The sequence below is a fragment of the Ruegeria sp. HKCCD7181 genome (assembly GCF_057221055.1).
Genome location: NZ_JBWVBC010000007.1, coordinates 1 through 17315 on the forward strand (window position 1 = coordinate 1; position 17315 = coordinate 17315).

Sequence of the window (17315 nt, forward strand, 5' to 3'; positions counted from 1 at the left end):
CAAAGCCGAAGTCGCAGACCTCTGCGCACGATTCCCCCTGTATCCGAACCTGTAATTGGTTCGAAAAATCCGAAACAATATCAGCGCCCGTATCGGGCGCTGTTTTCATTTTATAACATCGGCTTGCAGTGCAACCCTCGGCTGTTTCTTCAGATAAATCCACGCCATCGCATGACCACTAGCGCAAGCGCTGCAAGAACCAAAAACCCGAACGCCATCGAACCGACAACACTCAGAAACCAGCCCCAGCGACGATCTTTGAGATCAATGGATTTCAGATGGGCCTGTACATCGTCCGACGCTTTTTGCAGAGCAGGCGTGTCGAGTACCAATCGCAACCTTGGATGGTCCATCATCGGTTCAGCCCGCGCCAGAATCTGAGCTTGCTTGTACACAGCACGCGGCAGCCGACGTTTCGCACGGCGGACCGACGCGGCCAATGTCTTGTCCCGCACGCCAAGCTTTTTGCGCAGCAACTGGATCGTCTCAGAGATCCGGGATTGAATATCGGTATCCTGCGACATTGGTCCTCCTGAAGGGGCAATGTAGCTGCGAGCGGGACCGTCGACAATGGGGCTGGTTGTTCTAGGCGGCGAAAGGTATCACGGCGTTATGCTGAACACGATCATTCATGGAACACCGACACAGAACCCCCCTTTGCTGATTGCCCACGGGCTTTATGGCTCCGCTCGAAACTGGGGCGTTATTGCCCGCAGGCTCTCGGACGAGCGGCAGGTGATTGCAGTGGACATGCGCAATCACGCCTACAGTTTTTGGAACGATGACCACGATTACCCTCGTTTGGCGAACGATTTGGCCGAGGTGATCGACAGTGTTGGCGGTCAAGCTGACGTGGTCGGACATTCCATGGGTGGCAAATCCGCAATGGTATTGGCGCTTCGACATGGGGATATGGTGCGCAAGCTTGTCGTTGCTGACATCGCACCCGTTTCCTATGGTCACAGCCAGATTCAGTTTATCGAAGCGATGCGTGCCGTTGATATGTCACGTGTTGAGAGACGTTCGGACGCTCAGGAACAGTTGTCCGAGTTGGGCGTCGAGAAAGCACTGCAGAGCTTTTTCACCCAATCACTGGATACCGAAGAAAAGAAATGGCGCCTGAATTTGGATGTTCTGGCCGAACAAATGCCCAAGATCATGGGCTTTCCGGACATAACGTCCACATGGGATGGCCCGGCGCTGTTTTTGTCCGGGGCAGCATCTGATTATGTGCTGCCCGAGCACAGAGACCGCATTCGCAGCCTGTTTCCCGCTGCCAAGTTCGCCAAAATCCCGGGCGCGGGGCATTGGCTTCACGCCGAGAAACCGAGAGAGTTTGAGGCCGCAGTCAGGGCTTTCCTGAATGCCTGATTACGCGGAACCCTGATACAGGCGTTTTGCCACCAGCCAGGATGCTGGCGCGGCCACTACGGCCCCTGCCCCGGCGGCCGCCAGAATGGCGACAGCTGACACCATTCCTGCCGACAAGACCGCGATCACAGCCGTCCCTGCCACAGCAGTGGCAATCAAAGAATACAGCATAGCAGCAAGGCGTAACATGTCCGACGTCCTGTTTTGTGACACTCGGGAATCACATAACGACAGCTGAATACTTCTTCTTTGATCTCTGTCAGATCAAAGGGTTACATCCCTGCATCTATCGGGCCGACTACCTTGCCGCCGCCATTTACCCAGTCCGCGAATCCGCCAAGGTTATAGACCTGTTCATACCCCATCTCCTTGAGCAGCTTACCCGCAAGCGCAGCCCGTCCTCCCGAGGCACAATGCAGGATTATCGGTCGATCCTTACGCAGCTCCGCGTCGTAGGAGGGCAAATCAGGGTCCGCCCGAAACTCCAACATCCCGCGTGGGATGTGATGTGCGCCGACGGCTCGACCGGCCCGTTCCAACTCAGGCGCATCCCGCACGTCCAGAAGCAGTGCACCCTGCTCCAGCAGGTTTTTCGCCCGACCTACGTCGATGCGTTCGACCACGGCGTTGGCTGCCTCGAGCATAGTTTTGACCGTCAGCGGCATGTGCACTCCCCCAGTTCTGATCTGGCGGGAAACTAACATGCAATTAATGGAAGATGTAGCCGTTTTGGCCAATTGGTTCTCACATTAGTGCTCCCGAAAAGCGCGGGACATGCTGTCGACTATCGGCTTGGCGATATAGGCCGCAAACGTCCTTTCCTCTGTCTGAATCATGATTTCGGCGGGCATTCCGGGTGTCGGAATAAAACCTCGCACGCGTTCCATTTCGTCGGGCGACAGGGATATTCGCGCCAAGTAAACCTCTTGCGGGACACCAGCCGAATCCTCAAGCAACGCGTCGGCCGAGACGTAAAAGACCTCGCCACTCAGCACCGGTGTCGTGCGCTGATTGAGCGCCACCAGACGCACTGTTGCGGATTGCCCGGTGACAACGCTGTCGATATCTGTACGTGGAATCTGGGCCTCGATGATCAGCGGCGCGTCGGCTGGTAAAATTTCAGCTATTTGCTCACCGGTTTCAATAACGCCACCCGGAGTGTGGTGATGTAATCGAACAACCGTTCCGGTCACCGGCGCACGCACTACCGCGCGATCCAGCACGCTACGAGCTTGACGCGCCTTTTCTCGTACACTTTCCAGATCAGCTTCGATCACGCCAAGCTCGTCCAGCGCGGCCTCGCGGTAAGCAGACCGGGTACGCAAAATCTGTTCCTGATATTTCAATAGCATCTGACTGACTTCGGCCGATTCAGCACTTAGGCGTGCCAACTGTCCCTCGGCCTCGGCCTGAACGCGCCGGATGGTATTCACATCACCTTTGCGCACTAACCCTTTTTCGAATAATGATTTCTTCGTATCAAATTCTTCCTGCAAGATTTCCGAACGACGTTTCATGCTGGACAATTGCGCCTCGAAACCGGAAGCGCGAATTCTGAGCGCCTCCATGTTGCGTTCCAGCAAGGCAATGTCGTTTAGCAAAGTCTTGCGCGACACATTAAAGCTGAGCTTCTGGCTGTCGAGAATTGTCATCACTTCGACATCCTTTGAGGCTTCGATCAGAGCAGACGAGAAAGCCAGTTGCTCCTGTTCGCTATGCTCGGCCAACAGCCGTTCGGTCATGGCCTGCAATCGGATCTTGCGGATGAACAACTCCCGCTCATTGGCCTGAGCCGAAGTCTGGTCCAGCGTCATCAAGACCTGACCGACCTCGACTGCCTCGCCTTCTGCTACCAAAATGTCTTCAATAATGCCGCCTTCCAGGTGCTGTACGATCTTGTTGCGGCCTGTGGCGACAAAACTGCCCTGTGCAATGACCGCAGCGGCCAGCGGTGCACTAAAAGACCACACGCCAAAGCCCCCGAAACACAGGACCAACAATAGAATTCCGACGACAATGAGTTTGTTAATCGAGCGCGGGACCTCAGAGTACCAAAGGTTCGGTTGATCGGTTCGTACTAGTTCGTTCATCTTCTCCCCCTACCCCTGCAACTCGGGCTTACGCCGTTGACCGCTGAGTTCCTGCAGCACTTGATCGCGCTGACCGAACAGCGCAACGCGTCCGTCCGTCAGCAGCATGATCTTGTCCACCACGTTCAGAAGTGTTGGTTTCTGCGTGATCACGACCACGGTGATCTTGCTTGCCCGGGCCTGATTGATCGCGCGTGACAGTGCCTTGTCCCCCGCCACATCAAGGTTCGAGTTCGGTTCGTCCAGAACAACCATCTGGGGATTACCAAAGAAGGCCCGCGCCAATGCGATGCGCTGCTTTTGTCCGCCTGACAGCGGTGCGCCGTCTGCGGCGACTACGGTTTCGTATCCCTCTGGCAGCGTGGCGATCATGTTGTGGACATCGGCCAATACCGCCGCATCGTGTATTTGTTCGTCGGTGACATCGGCGCGCATGCGACCAATATTGTCCTTGATAGATCCGGGGAACAGCTGCACGTCTTGCGGCAGGTAGCCGATGCTTTCCCCAAATTGGCGTGAGTCCCAGTTGCGGATATCCATCAGGTCCAGCCGCACGCTGCCCGACGTCGGAAGAACCGAACCAACCAGCGCTTTGCCCAGCGTGGTCTTACCTGCACCTGAGTTGCCGATGATAGCCAGAGATTCTCCGGGACTGAGAGAGAAGTTGATTCCGTTCAAAACCACTCTTTTGGTGCCGCCGGGTACATAAAGCAGGCGTTCCACATCCAACCGGCCTTCAGGGCGCGGCAGACGCAACTTTTCGAATTGCAGGGCTGAATTCGACAGCAACGCCTTGATCCGGCCAAAAGCCCCGCGCGTCAGCAAGAAAGTATTCCACCCTTCGATGGACCCTTCAATGGGCGCAAATGCGCGGCCCGCTATGATCGAGGCAGCGATGACCATGCCGCCGGTGATTTCACCTTGCAAAGCCAGAAACGCCCCCCATCCCAGGATTCCGATCTGTGTCAATAGACGCACACCACGCGAAATAGCAGCAAAAATGACGTTGCGATCCTGCGCGCGCACCTGCCAGGTCAGGGACTGCGCGGTGTCGCGTCCCCAGATACGCACTGCCTCAGGGATCATCGCCAACGCGTTGATGATCTGGCTGTTGCGCGACATGGAATCCAGGTGCTGGTTTGCCATGGATTGCGCCCGATTGGCCTTGGCAAAGGGTTTTGCCGTCGTTTTCTGGTTAACCACCGCGATGATCATCAGCAGTAGCGCGGTCACCACAACGATCATCCCAAGTTGCGGATGCACCAGAAAGATCATCAGGATGAACAATGGTGCGAACGGGACATCCAGAAACGAGATCAGCGTACCTGAAACCAGAAACCCTCTCACCTGCTGCAAGTCACCCAATGTCTGATACTCGCGCCCGTTCCCATGTAATGAGGCATGTGCCGCCGCGCTCAGGACCGGTGCGCCCAACCGGGCGGCGACTTCGACCGCTGTGCGCATCAACATGAAACGGCGCACTGCGTCAAAGGCAGATTGAAAGATCACCGCCCCGGCGACAATTGCCGTCAGCATGATCAGGGTGTCCAGCGAACGGCTGGTCAGCACGCGATCGCTGATCTGGAACAGATAAATCGGGATAGCGAGGATTAGAATATTCGTGGCGCAAGTCAGCACCAACACAAAAGCAAGATTGCGCCAGATCGCTCGCAGTGACGTGCGCAGCGTCTTCTGAAAATCCTCAGGCGGGGTGCGTTTATGGAAAGTTTGGGGTGGCCCGTTACCGTCACCGCCGCCCGATCCCGGACGCAACAACGGTTCGTTCGCCTTGGCCTCGATCGTGGTGCCCATGCGATCTCCGCCTTCGGACGGCGCAGAGGGGGTCATGCGCGCGGTCGATTGGTCGGTGGTATCACGATCCGAGGTCTCGGCACCGGCCACCCCATTGCCGCGGCCCGCACAGGAATCGTCGGTGGCAGGTTGCGGCTGTACACGCTGCTGGGGAGAGCCAGCGTGCATCTGTTGTTCTGAAGTCTTTGGCGGCACCTGCTTTGTGTCCGCCGGATCAATGCGTTTCGGTCTCGGGGACTGCTCGGCCTGTTCGGCCTCATTGGATTGTACGGTGTTGACATCTGCGCGTGCTTGGGCAGGTTTCAAAGAGCTTTGCTCGGTGGCTGGTACACGCATCTCTTTGGTCAATCGCAGGTTCAATTTATCAGCCGGCGTGTCCTCCTGCTTTGTGGATTGCCCTTCTAGCTGAGACTTCAACGTGTTTGCCTGCGCACCCCCATGGCGGTCCAGCGGACTGGCGTAACGGGTGCGGCGCGACGAAAAACAAATCGACATGGAAAAACCTTTGAGTCACTCGTAACAATTGGGAAAGTCAGGCGAGCATGGTTTGCAGGCCATCAGCAGAGCTTGTCGCTTCGGACGGTGTCAGAACGGGGCCGGTCTGATTAACATCTGCCTGAGCCCCCATCGGGTTTGTATCGTCTATCAGGAAGGCAACCGCTTCGTTGGCCAAGTCCGAGCCAGTGTCAGTCTGAGGCGCGTCGATCAGGCTGGCCTGATGAAGCAATAGATCCGAATATGTTCCGTTCGCTGCCATTACCGTGGAATCCACTCCGGATTTGGTAATATTGGCTGCGTTCAACATCGCATTGCTGCCCGCTATGACTTGGGTCTGGGCTGAATTTGGCCCGGTCAGGTGAATATCATCCTGATCTGCCAGCATCGTAACCTGATCAACGATATTCAACTGCAACAGATCCCCGTCGATCTTGAGCACTCGCATCTGTTCCATACCCGCGAACATAGGATCGTTCAGCAGAGCGTCCTCAAGTGCCTTAAGGTCCGCGTTGGCGATAGCCATCGCGTCAGCCATGTCTTTCTGAACAGCAGCCTCGGTATCCTTTCCAAGCGTTGTCAAAGATGCCTGATTCATCAGCAAATTGTCATCGGCGCCGCCCGCAGGTCCTGGCATTCCCCCGGTCACCACGTCGTCATCCATCAACACGAGAGTCTGGAACAGCATGTCGACCGAAACCATGTCTCCGCCGATCATGATGAGGTCATAATAGCTGCCCAGCTGCACGATATCAGTCACATTCACCAATTGGTTGGCGCCCATTGTGTACATAGTCGAGGCGGCAGTGATTTCAGTTTGAATGTGGTCGATATCGGTGGCGTCAATTGTCTGCTGGATAAAATTCGACACGATCAGATCGGTCTGAATCCAATCGATTTGAATCTTAGAAGGCTGACCGCCAGGATTTGCGGTCGTGTCCAACCAGGATGCTGCCTTCGCCTCGGTCTTGATTTGTGAAGATTGAACGATATTGGTACCCGATCCGCTGCCGGGATTGCCCTGATCGTAATCCGAGACGACCGCGACCTGACTGATCATAGTCAGATTGATCGCTTGCCCACCAACCGCGATAAACGGAGCATCCACCCACGCAATTGTCGCGGCCACTTCGTTGATTGCGAGGTTTCCGCCGGTGACAACGGTATGACCGTCGACAAATTCCGGGTCATCACCCTGATCCCACTCCGCTGGAGTCATATCTGGTGCAGAATCTTCGTCTTCCGGTTCATCGGGCTGATGATATGCGGGAAGAAGATCGCTCCATTCCGGAGCCTCATCGACACGTTGCCCGTTGACAATGATGCCAACTGCGTCGTCGCCGTGGAACTGGTAGATGGTAACCCCTTCGACCTCAGCCGTAACAGGAGACAGCATTTCCTCGGCCAGCGATTTGACAAAGTCGGCTGATAGGTAATCCGAAATCGCAAATGACGGCGCGGATATCCCGTGCAAAGACATTGCCACGTCCAACATTGCCTCAGCCTGCGCCATCAGTGTTTCCGCGTCGCGAAAATCGCCTGACCCGAGCGTATCATTGTCGCTCAGGAACAATGTCTGGAACGTGTACGTAACTGCCGACCCGATCACCTCTACTACGATCTGCGGCTGCTGAATAACTACACCAAACTCGCCAGACGAGATCAGTTCGCTATCAGGCAACTGAATCTCTGGGAGGAATGGAAAACCGATTGAAATGGAAGCCTCGGTATAGAGACCCTCTGATGGAGAAGGTAATTCCTGATCGGCTGGAGGAGGCTGGAAACGATATGGAAGCGGATCATAATGACCTGGATCGGGGTCAAGATTTGCTCCGATCTTGATAACCGTTGGATCTTCCAGCTCTTCAAGCTCTACTTTACGCCGGAGCGCCGTGAATTCTTCGTATTGATCCCTCAAGCGGGCTTGTTCAATCGTGAGATTAAAAGTTCCAACAAAATGAGCAATCGTTTCGGTAACACTGTCGAGAGACATGTCAATGATCCCTATCTCCGTCACCGGCCAGAAATTTCCGGATCTGGGTTTGTTGTGCCGGGGCCGACAAGACGGCCCCGGCGTTCTTGTTAAAACGGAGGCCGAGAATGCGGCCCCCGAAACTGGTCTTAGACGTCGGTATCGTCGCTTGCGTAAGACGAAGTCATCGAACCGCCAACCATAGTCGTATCGACCGAGTTGCCGAGCACGTTAGCGCCCATAACGATCGTCTGGTTAAAGGCCGAAGTGTCGACCACAGCCGCCGCCGAGGCGTAGGACTCGCCGGTCACGATACCGTCACCGCCGTTGTTAGATCCCCAAGCTCCGCTGTGTCCGCCAGCTCCACCGTCGCCCGAAAAGGCGCCAGCCGCAAAGCCGCCAGTAACTTGGCCACCATAGGTGTCACCCGACGTGCCGGTCCCTGTGGAGGACCCACTGGTGCCACCGGTTGACGCGGACATACCTCCAGCTCCGCCTGCACCTGAACTTGCTGCGCCAGTTGCGCTACCCGATCCGGTCGACGTGGCGTCATTGTCGCTGTTGGCGGATCCGCCGTAACCGGCGATGGCTTCAGCAAGACTATCTGCTGTGCCAGTCGTCGCAGAATCGCCCATAACGTCAGCTGCACCACCTGCTCCCGCGGTATTGGCCGCATCGGCCGATCCCGCGCCGCTGCCGGTCGAGGTCGAGGTCGGTGTGGTCGTGCCACCTGCACCTGCGACACCGTCGGCCATCGACGTCCCGGAACCTGTACCGGTCGCAGTACCGTTCGATGAGTTGGAACCACCTGCGCCGCCATCCGTATCTGTCGTTTGAGCGTTGCTGGCTGTACCATTCACATCACCCGGACTTTGGCTGATGTCCGGGCCGCTGGTCGATTGATCACCAACACCTTGCGCCGTAGATTCTGCAGATGACGTACCGCCGGTTCCGTCACCGCCGTCTATCAGCCCAACTTCTTCTTGCAGCGCCATGATGGCTTCTTCGACCAAGGCCGAGAATCCACCTTCACCATCGGCAGTGCTGCTGGTTGGACTGCTGGCTGTGCCAGCCGCCGTGTTGTCGCCAGCCGTGGCGTTATTGGCCTCGGTGTCCGCGTCGCTGGAGTTCGCTGTCGAACCCGTCGTGGTATCGGCGGCATCACCACCATTCGCGCCCTTAGCTGGAGAGTAATTGCCAGCAGAGCCATATCCCGACGCGCCCGAGCTGGATCCGTTGTCTCCACCGTCTGCATCACCGTTCGCGTTCGATCCCGAAAGACCAAGGCCTAGACCAAGGCCAAACGAATCCGCGCTTCCGCCAGTGCCGCCGGTACCGTCAGCATCGACGCCCGAGGTGCCGGAATTGTTCGCGTTGGATGTTCCTGTGGAATCGCCACCTTTACCGCCGGTGCTGTCACCGTCTGCGCCCGCACCGGACAATCCCAGGCCCACGCTCAAGTTGGTCGCATTTCCTGACGCGCCACCGGCGCCGCCTTGCGAACTTGCACCCGCATCACCGGTATTGCCGCCAAAGCCCAGCGCATGGCTGCCATAGGTATTCGTCGACGCCGAACCACCGGAAGTACTGCCGCCACTACCGGAATTGCCGCCTTCAGAAGAGGTCTTAATGCCTTCTTGAGCTTTGGCAGTGCCACCATTGGCGTCACCATACTGGTAGAAGCCGGAGTTGTTTGACACTGACGCGCTTGACAACGTGTCATCATCACTCAGATTAGCCAACTGCTTGTTGATCGAAGACATATCATTGCCACGACCGTTGAGTGAGATGTCTAGATTGAGGTCGTCGCCAGGGTCGTAGTCCAGAGCATCACCGGCAGTAATGACATCACCACCGACATAGCCACCTTTGCTTACGTCCACGTCGACCTTGTCGTCGTCTCGCGGAATCCACTCGCCACCACCAAAATCAATGTTGACCGAATTGGAGTTCGAGTTGTCGTTACTGTCATCGCCACCATTCACGTTGGATTGATTCTGAGCCTGGTTCTGTGCTTGAGCCTGGTTCTGGTCCTGACCCTGTTCATTGCCAACTTCGGTCGACTGGGCCTGAGCCTGGTTCTGCTCATCCTGATTGTTGTTGGTGTTTTCTACGGCCTGATCCTGCTGTTGCTGTTGTGCGGTCAGGTCAGCCTCAATCGTGGCCTCTGCGATCTCAACGTCGGTCTCAAACGCAGCATCCAGATTTTCGACATTTACTTCGTCGACGGTCGTGACATTTGTATTATTAGTATTGCGTCTCATAATAAATTTCCATCTTTCGAGCGCCAGACCGCCATTCATCTACAAAGCGATAACAAGCGCGATTGAACAAAATGAAATGCAGCCGCACATCAATTAATGCGCGATTGCCGTTGAAGTTTTTCTCTGTCTGCACCCCCCTTTCTCGGCCAAGCCGATTCCGTGACCTCTTAAGAATCCGCGAAATTGGCGGTCTGTTCACCGGTCAGGTTCAAGGACGCTTCCAAAATTGAAGCCGGTTCATCGTTGCAGTGACGCGGCATCATGACTAGCTGACCAAAAGCATAAATCTCACCAACCATCTAAATTGATTAACTTTTTTAACCACGCCCCGGTCAGCATGGGTCATTCAGGCTAGTTTCGAGAGATTTGGCCAGATATCGGAATTAATTCAAACTTATCCTTGGGTTACAATTCCTGAGAAAGTTTTGCCCTAGCCAATAGTTCTAAAACACGACAAAAAACCATTACGGTTTGTTGCCGATTTCTGCACATTCAGCTATAATGCACGCGCATTTTAGGAACTCTTTGAACATCCTGCACCGGTTAAATATCTCCCTTTTGTTGACCAAGGGAACGTTTGTTAGTGGGGAAGGAAGCAATGATTGATTCATTGAATAACGACGCCCGCAATCACAATGGCTATCCTGCGGAATTGTCCGTTATTTTTATTGGAAAAGAGCTGTTTTTTTCCAATCAAACACTGAGAAGTGTGCAAAGCGAATTCGGTGTTCTGTCATCTCGGTATGACAGCCTGGACACACTTCGTTCAGAGAATGGCAAGCAAAGCCCAGTCGAAAGTATAATCGTCGTCGATCAGATGTTGCTTGAAGATCTGCTGGCTCGCCCCTCAGACTATACAAAAGTAGCGGCGGCGGGATGCTTGGCATTTGCGTATCGCAAGAAAAGCTCGGCCCAGTTTCTGTTTGAACATTGGGACAGGCAGCATTTCGGCGACATTGGGTATCTGCCGATGAATGTCGCGCCGGATGTCTGGCGTGCCATTCTGCGCCTGTTGATGCATGAAGAACTGCACCTGCCCAGCTTTATGGCCGATTGCGTATCGCATGCACCGGGTCCGCAGCCTGAACAAACCCCTTTGCGTAAAACAGAAACCAAAAAGATACGGCTGTATTCCACACTGACGCCTCGGGAGAAACAGGTTTTGAAGCTGGTTTCACAAGGCATAAGCAACAAGATGATTGCCGCGAAACTGGGCATTACCGAACACACCGTAAAACTGCACCTCCACAATGTCTCGGGCAAAATCGGGGTAGGCAACCGAACTGCGGCAGCGCATTTCTACTTCGAGGTTTCACCGAACGAGCAGTTACGTGGCTGACACATTCGAAACTCGGTTCGACCGGCTGATCCTTCTGGTTGGTCGGCTCAATTACATGTGGACCAATACCGAAAGTTTGCTGATCCACCTGATTGCGGGCCTGACCGGAGCAAACAAGGACGTAGCTGTCATCATTTTTCTGACCCTTAACACGACGCGTGCGCGAATTGATTTGGTCGAACGCCTCGCCAAGATGGAAGGGCGGTCATCTGACGTGAGGGATCCCATTCTGGAACACACTCAACGTCTCGCCCGCCTGTCTGCTATTCGGAACAAATACAATCATTGTATATATTCTTTCGATCCCGAAAGTGGAAACCCCAAGACCATTCTGATGCGCATTGCCGATCGCAAGACCGATATCAAACTGGGGCGCGAAGATACCGTTGATGACAAGGCGATGAAGGAAATCGAAGATGTGGTCGATCAACTGTCCGCCGCCAATCGCGACATCTGGCAGTTGATCCGAAATTTAGGCTACCCTGTCTGACTATGCTTTGATCAATTGAAGATAATACGCGCGCGTTGCGCGCTCCGGAAATCAATGGGTCCTGAGGCTAGATACAATAAGCTTCACTTAGCCGTTGATCAGGCGTGGAGTACCACCATTCTGTCGTACAAACTCTTGTGCGGGCAGGTCGAGCTTACCGCGCACTTTTTTAAACGGACGCTGATAATTGCCTCGACCTTCCTAGCAGATAAGTCCAGCAATTAGTCCGTTTCTCTTTTGCTATTCCAAAGCCTCCGATGGCGGGATTGTATCAGAATACGGTGCCATTAAACTCGGTCCGCCCTGCAAGTAACACGGGGACCTGGTCAAACGTATTGTTGGTCTAATTGCTGACCTGCACCTCGGCCCCTTTCGGGAAAAATTAGGTAGTGATTGCAAATAGACACCGTTCTCCGCGAGTAAGAAGTAGCTGAGACATTGTCAGGCGTATCGGCAATCTCTGCACTTCTCGCGTCGAAGATGCCGATAAGCTTTGACAAGGTGCATCAGGCGCGTTCCAGATTCTCGCTGAACTCCAAATCTGCGCTCTCACGGCTATCTGTCAACCGGGCCATTGTGTGTGCGTCGGCGAACCCTCCAGGACGTCTGGCATATCGCCGCAATGTGCCTTCAACCTCGAAACCAAAAGCACTGTACAATGCAATTGCCCGAGCGTTGTCAGACCAGACAAGCAACCCTGTACGCTCCAGTTGCAGCCAGTTATCGGCTAGGTCAAGCAATGCATTCATCATCGCCTTTCCGATGCCATGCCCCTGAAAATCGCTGCGTACAGCGATCAAATCGATCTCACCAACATGGTTGTGGCGCGGAACATCGGGGAAAGTGCTCATCTGGCAGTATGCGACAACCTCTTTTTCCGTCTCTGCGACCAGCCGGTAGATTCCCGGCACGGCGGCAGTGCGTTCTGCAACAAGCGTTTCAGAAACAAAGGGCAACCGCATCGTTCCAAGCATAACCGTTGGGTCCGAAAGGACCTTTGCCAAAGACTTGGTATCTTCTGAAGAAACTGGGCGGATCGAGAAATTCATTTTGGGATTTCCTTTTGCAATACTGTTTGATCCGGGCATGTGCCCGGATCACTTCGGTTCTATGGAATGCTATTGCGCAGCAACGTGATGAGCGTGCGTACAAGCCCGACCCATGGCATCAACGTGGCGATGATCAGTACCGCAGCACCCGCCCAGCACCCGCAGGTTCGGCAAAATCTCCATTAACCTGCGATAATCTTCGCCCAGTTCTGCCGGGTTCCCGTCGTCGAGAACTTCGCTTTCATCAAGTTCCGCATGCGACATGCGAGAGGCGTTCGCTCGGATGCCGCCGATACGGTGCAGCCAATCCCCCCCTTCGCGCAGAACATGTTCAAAGTGATCAGGATGCGCGCAGTTGACCATGAAGTAGATCGGGTAGCCTCCGGTGACTTCGTCCACCTCGCGGATTGCATCGGCCAGAGATTGGCCGGTTGCAAGCGCGCCGTCCGTTTCTACAGTGAATGCGATGACTACTGGCACGCCCTGCTCTTTTGCAGCCAGTGCGATGCCTGTCGCTTCAGGCGTGTTGTTCATTGTGATTGCAGTAACCATGTCTGCTCCGGCCTTGGACATGGCCGCGATTTGAGGCGCGTGGTAATCCTTGGCCTCGGTGGCCGCCATCAGCTCTCCCGGCACGTAACCGTCTCCACGCGGCCCGACACACCCGCTGATCACCAACTGGGACACGGAATTTTCGTGCCGATTGCGCAAAGTGCGCATCAAATAGATCGCATCAGCGTTGATCCTGTCGAGATCGTCAGCGCTGTAGCCCAGTTTCTGCCCCCAGTCCCGGCTGGAACGCCATGTTGGGCTTTCCAGAACAAAGCCGAGCTTATGAGCCTGAGCGACCGCGATGTGACGTTCGAAATAGTTGATCAGAGCATTTCGCCCTTCTTCCGTTTCCAGCAGAACGAATGATGCGAAAAGCGGAAGATCAATTTCGTCATGAAAAATGAGCGTAGTTTCGATGCCGCCATCTGTCAGAAAGTAGCCTTCACCGGACAGTGGCAGAACCGGATGGGTGGGGCTTGTAACGTGATCGGGCATAGTTGCCTCCCTCGGCAAGTTTCGATCCGTCAGCACTAGTGTGGATGCGGTTACGTTGCTGGGAGCCAAGCTGGAGATTTCCGGGATATTGCGAGGATTCTTTATCCCACTATGCTTGAGAGACAGAATTCTTAATGCGGGCTACCGCCGTGAATTACTCGTTCGACCCTTTTCTTCTTGATGTATCGCGCCGTGAATTACTGTGCGACGGGCAGCCTGTTCACTTGCAACCCCAGGTATTCGACCTACTGAGTCTGCTGGTCGAAAACGCACATCGCGTCGTCAGCCGCGATGAGATCGTGGAGAAAGTCTGGAAGGGGCGCATCGTATCCGAAGACGCCATCTCCAGTCGGATCAGGGATCTTCGGCGCGTCCTTACAGAAACCGGACAAGACCCAAACCTGGTTCGTACTTTGCGTGGTCACGGTTTTCGATTTGCCGGAGATGTCATTCTTCGCGCCGAGGCCGCGCCCCGCAGTGAATCTCGGCCGGAACCAAATTCGGGTGAGAATCATGCCGTCGAAGAGGACCCGGTCGGTCTTGACGTCCAACCGTCGATCGCCGTGCTGCCCTTTCAAAGAAATGGCGACCTGGACAGGTTTGAAGCCATCGAGGAAGCGATCCCTCGGGAACTGATTATGACGCTGGCCAGCCTGCGCTGGATCAAAGTCGTCTCGCATGGCTCAGCGTTTAAGTTCCGCGGGAAACAGGTCGATCTGGCACAGGTCAATAATATATTGAACGCACGTTACTGCCTGACGGGCGTCGTTGAACTGACAGGAAACCAGATAACAATCGACACGGAGCTATCGGATACACGCAGTTCCGAAGTCATTTGGGCGCTGAGAAAAAGCGCAAATATCGACGACATCCACGCGCTGCGCGCCGAAATCGCAGCCAATGTGATTATGGTAGCGGAACTTGAGATCCCGCAGTATGAAACCACGTCGCTCGGACCCGTAGACGCCGAGAACCTGGATGCATGGTCCGCTATGCATTTAGGGTTTCACTACATGAGCCAGTTCAGCCGCAAAGGCAATGAGATGGCACAGGTGATGCTAGGTCGAGCAATCGATCTGGATCCGCGGTTGGCACGTGCCAGCGCAGGGATGGCATTCGTTCGCTTTCAGAACGCGTTCATGCGCTACACTCCGGAATATTCGGCTGAGGCAGACAGCGCACGCAGATTTGCGGAACAAAGCCTGTCGCTGCAACCACGGGATCCATTTGCAAATTTCATGATGGGACGATGTCACTGGCTTGACCACGATCCCGAAGGCAGCAAACAGTGGTTTTCTCAGTCGATTCAGGCCTGTCCCAATTACACATGGGGTTTTTATGGGGCCAGTTGGGCGAGTGTTTTCACGGACGATTTCAACAGCGCAATGGGAAACGCCAACAAAGCAATCGATCTGAGCCCGATTGACCCGTTTCGCCCTGGCATGACCGGTAACAAAATGTGGGTGTACATAGCGCAGGAGGACTATGAGTCCGCCGTGAAATGGGCAGAGATCGCGGCACGCACACCATGGGCGCATGCCGGCATGGCCTTTTTTACAGCCATGAGCCATTGGTTGAACGACAACCCTGAGAAAGCACATTGGTGGGTAACTGAAGCCCGTCGCAGAAACCCTGACCTTCGGAAAGAACACGTTTTAGCGCTGGTTCCAGCTTCAAGTCTCCGTTTCCGGCAGGTGTTGGTAGAAGCCCTAACAGCGCTGGATATCTGAGTTTTTACATGGACCTAGAATACCCTATCTCTTCCTTTCACCGAATGGCTGAAAGGCGAAACCGAACGTGGTGTGCTGGCCCCCAAAGCCGGTAGCGCGATGCAGAAAAAGACTTGGCATTTTGCGAACCAGGCTGACATCAATTCGCTTTAGGGAACCGCGGCACGAATGATGAAACAGCGGTGTCAGAAGGCCAAGCGATCCTCCGACTGCCAAACACATATGGAGATAGCTGACAACTGAACTGTATCTCAGAAGACTTTCGATGGCTTTGCCAGTGGCCCCCATGTGACTGGATCTGGCAAGCCAACACTCGACCATGCTTCTTGCAACACTCTGGATTCCGAGGACTGGGTGCGCGGCAGGTCATCCAAGATTTCAATCCAGGGCATCTGGCTTTCAATCCCGTTATGAGCTGCAGGCGCGTGACTTCTCGGGTTATCCAGGCTTGAAGTGAAGACAACAATGTATGCGGCTGAGCGTGGCCGCACGAGTTTGTAGGTCAAGCTCGCGCCGCACGTAGAACAGAACCCGCGTTCCGCTATCGGAGATGACGCAAAATAGCGCGGCTCTTCATTTACGAAGCTCAAGGCTGACGCGGGAAATGCGGTCCACGTGCTCATCGCTGATCCCGAAAACTTCTGACAAATACTGCAATGGCAATAACCGGCGCTGATCGGTGGCGCATTTATCTCGTAGCGGACGGAACCGCAAAGGCAGCCTCCTGTTATAAGCGTTTTTGCAATGTCATCTTCATCGAAATCAAAAAAACCGCCCTGTACCCCAGGCTTTGCTTGCGTCATGTACACATGAATTGGAGCATCAGAGTCTTTCAAGCGTTTGTGCCCACAATCCTCAAGGGGAAGCTCCACCTTATTTTTGATCTGATTCATAACTTCGCTGGATACGGCGATGCCTCCTGGTTCGGCCATTGCCTCCAGTCGTGCGGCGTCATTGACACCCTCCCCCACGAGATCATCATCCTGTATCACAACGTCCCCCAAAGACACACCAATTCGAAGCAAAAGCGGCTGGGCTTCGTTAGGTTGCCGGGCTTCAAGCGAAGACATTTTCTGAATGCCGACAGCACAATTTACCGCTTCTAAGGTGCTGGAGAACTCCGCCAAAAATCCATCTCCAAGTGACTTGAAGACGCGGCCTCGGTTAGCCTCAACTTGCATGCCAATTACGTTGCGCCGAAGGCTTTCAAGCCTTTTGAGAGTTCCGGCCTCATCCCGCGATACCAGCCCGGCAAATCCCACGACGTCAATGGCCATAATAGCTGCTAGCTTGCGTTCCATCTTCGCTTCCATCTGATCAGTCGGTGTGCTGGAGTTCTAATGCAGAGTTTATCAGCTAAAGCTCCGCATAGGAATTGGGTGCCTAATTCATCAGGCATGCTCTCTTTGGACACACTGCAGGCCTCGGATGCGCCGCGGCATCCTTTGGCACAAAAAGCTGTCAATGTCGGGTTGGTGTCGAGGCGGGTGTAGTCGTGTTGAGAAACCACCGTGCATGTCGCCAATTTCCTGACCAATTGCCCGTGCCGCACGGCCTAGAGCGCAGGTCGCGTAGGCAGACGGGAAAGATCCTTTTTTGCTGAAGCACGCGCGGATAATAGGTCCTCGCAGATGACCCAAACCGGTCATCGAGCGA

Annotated in this window: 14 protein-coding genes; 4 read left to right on the forward strand and 10 right to left on the reverse strand. The window is 54.7% G+C overall.

What is annotated here, in order from left to right:
• Positions 1–149: 149 nt before the first annotated feature.
• Positions 150–524: a hypothetical protein gene (locus tag AC2TCY_RS14275; RefSeq protein ID WP_480848294.1), complete on the reverse strand. Its 375-nt coding sequence runs from the start codon at positions 522–524 to the stop codon at positions 150–152.
• 46 nt (positions 525–570) lie between these two features.
• Between AC2TCY_RS14275 and AC2TCY_RS14280 the strand changes: the two genes are divergently transcribed.
• Positions 571–1371, forward strand: a complete 801-nt coding sequence (locus tag AC2TCY_RS14280; protein ID WP_480848296.1) for an alpha/beta fold hydrolase — start codon at positions 571–573, stop codon at positions 1369–1371.
• On the opposite strand, the gene AC2TCY_RS14285 is transcribed toward AC2TCY_RS14280, so the two are convergent.
• From AC2TCY_RS14285 to AC2TCY_RS14310, 6 genes are all read right to left on the reverse strand, one after another.
• Positions 1372–1560, reverse strand: a complete 189-nt coding sequence (locus AC2TCY_RS14285; protein WP_480848298.1) for a hypothetical protein — start codon at positions 1558–1560, stop codon at positions 1372–1374. It abuts the gene before it with no gap.
• Positions 1561–1643: 83 nt separating this feature from the next.
• Positions 1644–2036 (reverse strand): rhodanese-like domain-containing protein, encoded by a 393-nt coding sequence (locus AC2TCY_RS14290; protein ID WP_480848300.1) that lies wholly within the window; start codon positions 2034–2036, stop codon positions 1644–1646.
• 84 nt (positions 2037–2120) lie between these two features.
• A complete protein-coding gene (locus AC2TCY_RS14295) occupies positions 2121–3461 on the reverse strand; it encodes an HlyD family type I secretion periplasmic adaptor subunit (protein WP_480848301.1) in 1341 nt (446 codons plus the stop codon).
• 9 nt (positions 3462–3470) lie between these two features.
• Positions 3471–5768 (reverse strand): type I secretion system permease/ATPase, encoded by a 2298-nt coding sequence (locus AC2TCY_RS14300; RefSeq protein ID WP_480848303.1) that lies wholly within the window; start codon positions 5766–5768, stop codon positions 3471–3473.
• A gap of 37 nt (positions 5769–5805) precedes the next feature.
• A complete protein-coding gene (locus tag AC2TCY_RS14305) occupies positions 5806–7761 on the reverse strand; it encodes a type I secretion protein (protein ID WP_480848304.1) in 1956 nt (651 codons plus the stop codon).
• 128 nt (positions 7762–7889) lie between these two features.
• A complete protein-coding gene (locus tag AC2TCY_RS14310; RefSeq protein WP_480848306.1) occupies positions 7890–10004 on the reverse strand; it encodes a hypothetical protein in 2115 nt (704 codons plus the stop codon).
• 598 nt (positions 10005–10602) lie between these two features.
• Here AC2TCY_RS14310 and AC2TCY_RS14315 point away from each other — a divergent pair.
• Positions 10603–11343, forward strand: a complete 741-nt coding sequence (locus AC2TCY_RS14315) for a helix-turn-helix transcriptional regulator (RefSeq protein WP_480848308.1) — start codon at positions 10603–10605, stop codon at positions 11341–11343.
• A complete protein-coding gene (locus AC2TCY_RS14320; RefSeq protein WP_480848309.1) occupies positions 11336–11833 on the forward strand; it encodes a hypothetical protein in 498 nt (165 codons plus the stop codon). Before AC2TCY_RS14315 ends, AC2TCY_RS14320 begins: the two co-directional genes overlap by 8 nt.
• A 506-nt stretch (positions 11834–12339) precedes the next feature.
• On the opposite strand, the gene AC2TCY_RS14325 is transcribed toward AC2TCY_RS14320, so the two are convergent.
• Entirely contained in the window at positions 12340–12882 is a 543-nt protein-coding gene (locus tag AC2TCY_RS14325; RefSeq protein WP_480848310.1) for a GNAT family N-acetyltransferase, read from the reverse strand.
• Between the two features lie 69 nt (positions 12883–12951).
• Positions 12952–13929 carry a homocysteine S-methyltransferase family protein gene (locus tag AC2TCY_RS14330; RefSeq protein ID WP_480848312.1) on the reverse strand — a complete coding sequence of 326 codons (978 nt, stop codon included), beginning with the start codon at positions 13927–13929 and terminating at the stop codon, positions 12952–12954.
• 134 nt (positions 13930–14063) lie between these two features.
• Between AC2TCY_RS14330 and AC2TCY_RS14335 the strand changes: the two genes are divergently transcribed.
• Positions 14064–15659 (forward strand): winged helix-turn-helix domain-containing tetratricopeptide repeat protein, encoded by a 1596-nt coding sequence (locus tag AC2TCY_RS14335; protein WP_480848313.1) that lies wholly within the window; start codon positions 14064–14066, stop codon positions 15657–15659.
• A gap of 251 nt (positions 15660–15910) precedes the next feature.
• On the opposite strand, the gene AC2TCY_RS14340 is transcribed toward AC2TCY_RS14335, so the two are convergent.
• On the reverse strand, positions 15911–16960 hold the full coding sequence (locus tag AC2TCY_RS14340) for a GFA family protein (protein ID WP_480848315.1): 1050 nt from the start codon (positions 16958–16960) through the stop codon (positions 15911–15913).
• Between the last annotated feature and the right edge of the window lie 355 nt (positions 16961–17315).

Bases quoted from the DNA above. Each gene is read 5' to 3' on its own strand.
- AC2TCY_RS14275 (WP_480848294.1), bottom strand. From the start codon at position 524: ATGTCGCAGGATACCGATATTCAATCCCGGATCTCTGAGACGATCCAG.
- AC2TCY_RS14280 (WP_480848296.1), top strand. From the start codon at position 571: ATGGGGCTGGTTGTTCTAGGCGGCGAAAGGTATCACGGCGTTATGCTG.
- AC2TCY_RS14285 (WP_480848298.1), bottom strand. From the start codon at position 1,560: ATGTTACGCCTTGCTGCTATGCTGTATTCTTTGATTGCCACTGCTGTG.
- AC2TCY_RS14290 (WP_480848300.1), bottom strand. From the start codon at position 2,036: ATGCCGCTGACGGTCAAAACTATGCTCGAGGCAGCCAACGCCGTGGTC.
- AC2TCY_RS14295 (WP_480848301.1), bottom strand. From the start codon at position 3,461: ATGAACGAACTAGTACGAACCGATCAACCGAACCTTTGGTACTCTGAG.
- AC2TCY_RS14300 (WP_480848303.1), bottom strand. From the start codon at position 5,768: ATGTCGATTTGTTTTTCGTCGCGCCGCACCCGTTACGCCAGTCCGCTG.
- AC2TCY_RS14305 (WP_480848304.1), bottom strand. From the start codon at position 7,761: ATGTCTCTCGACAGTGTTACCGAAACGATTGCTCATTTTGTTGGAACT.
- AC2TCY_RS14310 (WP_480848306.1), bottom strand. From the start codon at position 10,004: ATGAGACGCAATACTAATAATACAAATGTCACGACCGTCGACGAAGTA.
- AC2TCY_RS14315 (WP_480848308.1), top strand. From the start codon at position 10,603: ATGATTGATTCATTGAATAACGACGCCCGCAATCACAATGGCTATCCT.
- AC2TCY_RS14325 (WP_480848310.1), bottom strand. From the start codon at position 12,882: ATGAATTTCTCGATCCGCCCAGTTTCTTCAGAAGATACCAAGTCTTTG.
- AC2TCY_RS14330 (WP_480848312.1), bottom strand. From the start codon at position 13,929: ATGCCCGATCACGTTACAAGCCCCACCCATCCGGTTCTGCCACTGTCC.
- AC2TCY_RS14335 (WP_480848313.1), top strand. From the start codon at position 14,064: ATGCGGGCTACCGCCGTGAATTACTCGTTCGACCCTTTTCTTCTTGAT.
- AC2TCY_RS14340 (WP_480848315.1), bottom strand. From the start codon at position 16,960: ATGGAACGCAAGCTAGCAGCTATTATGGCCATTGACGTCGTGGGATTT.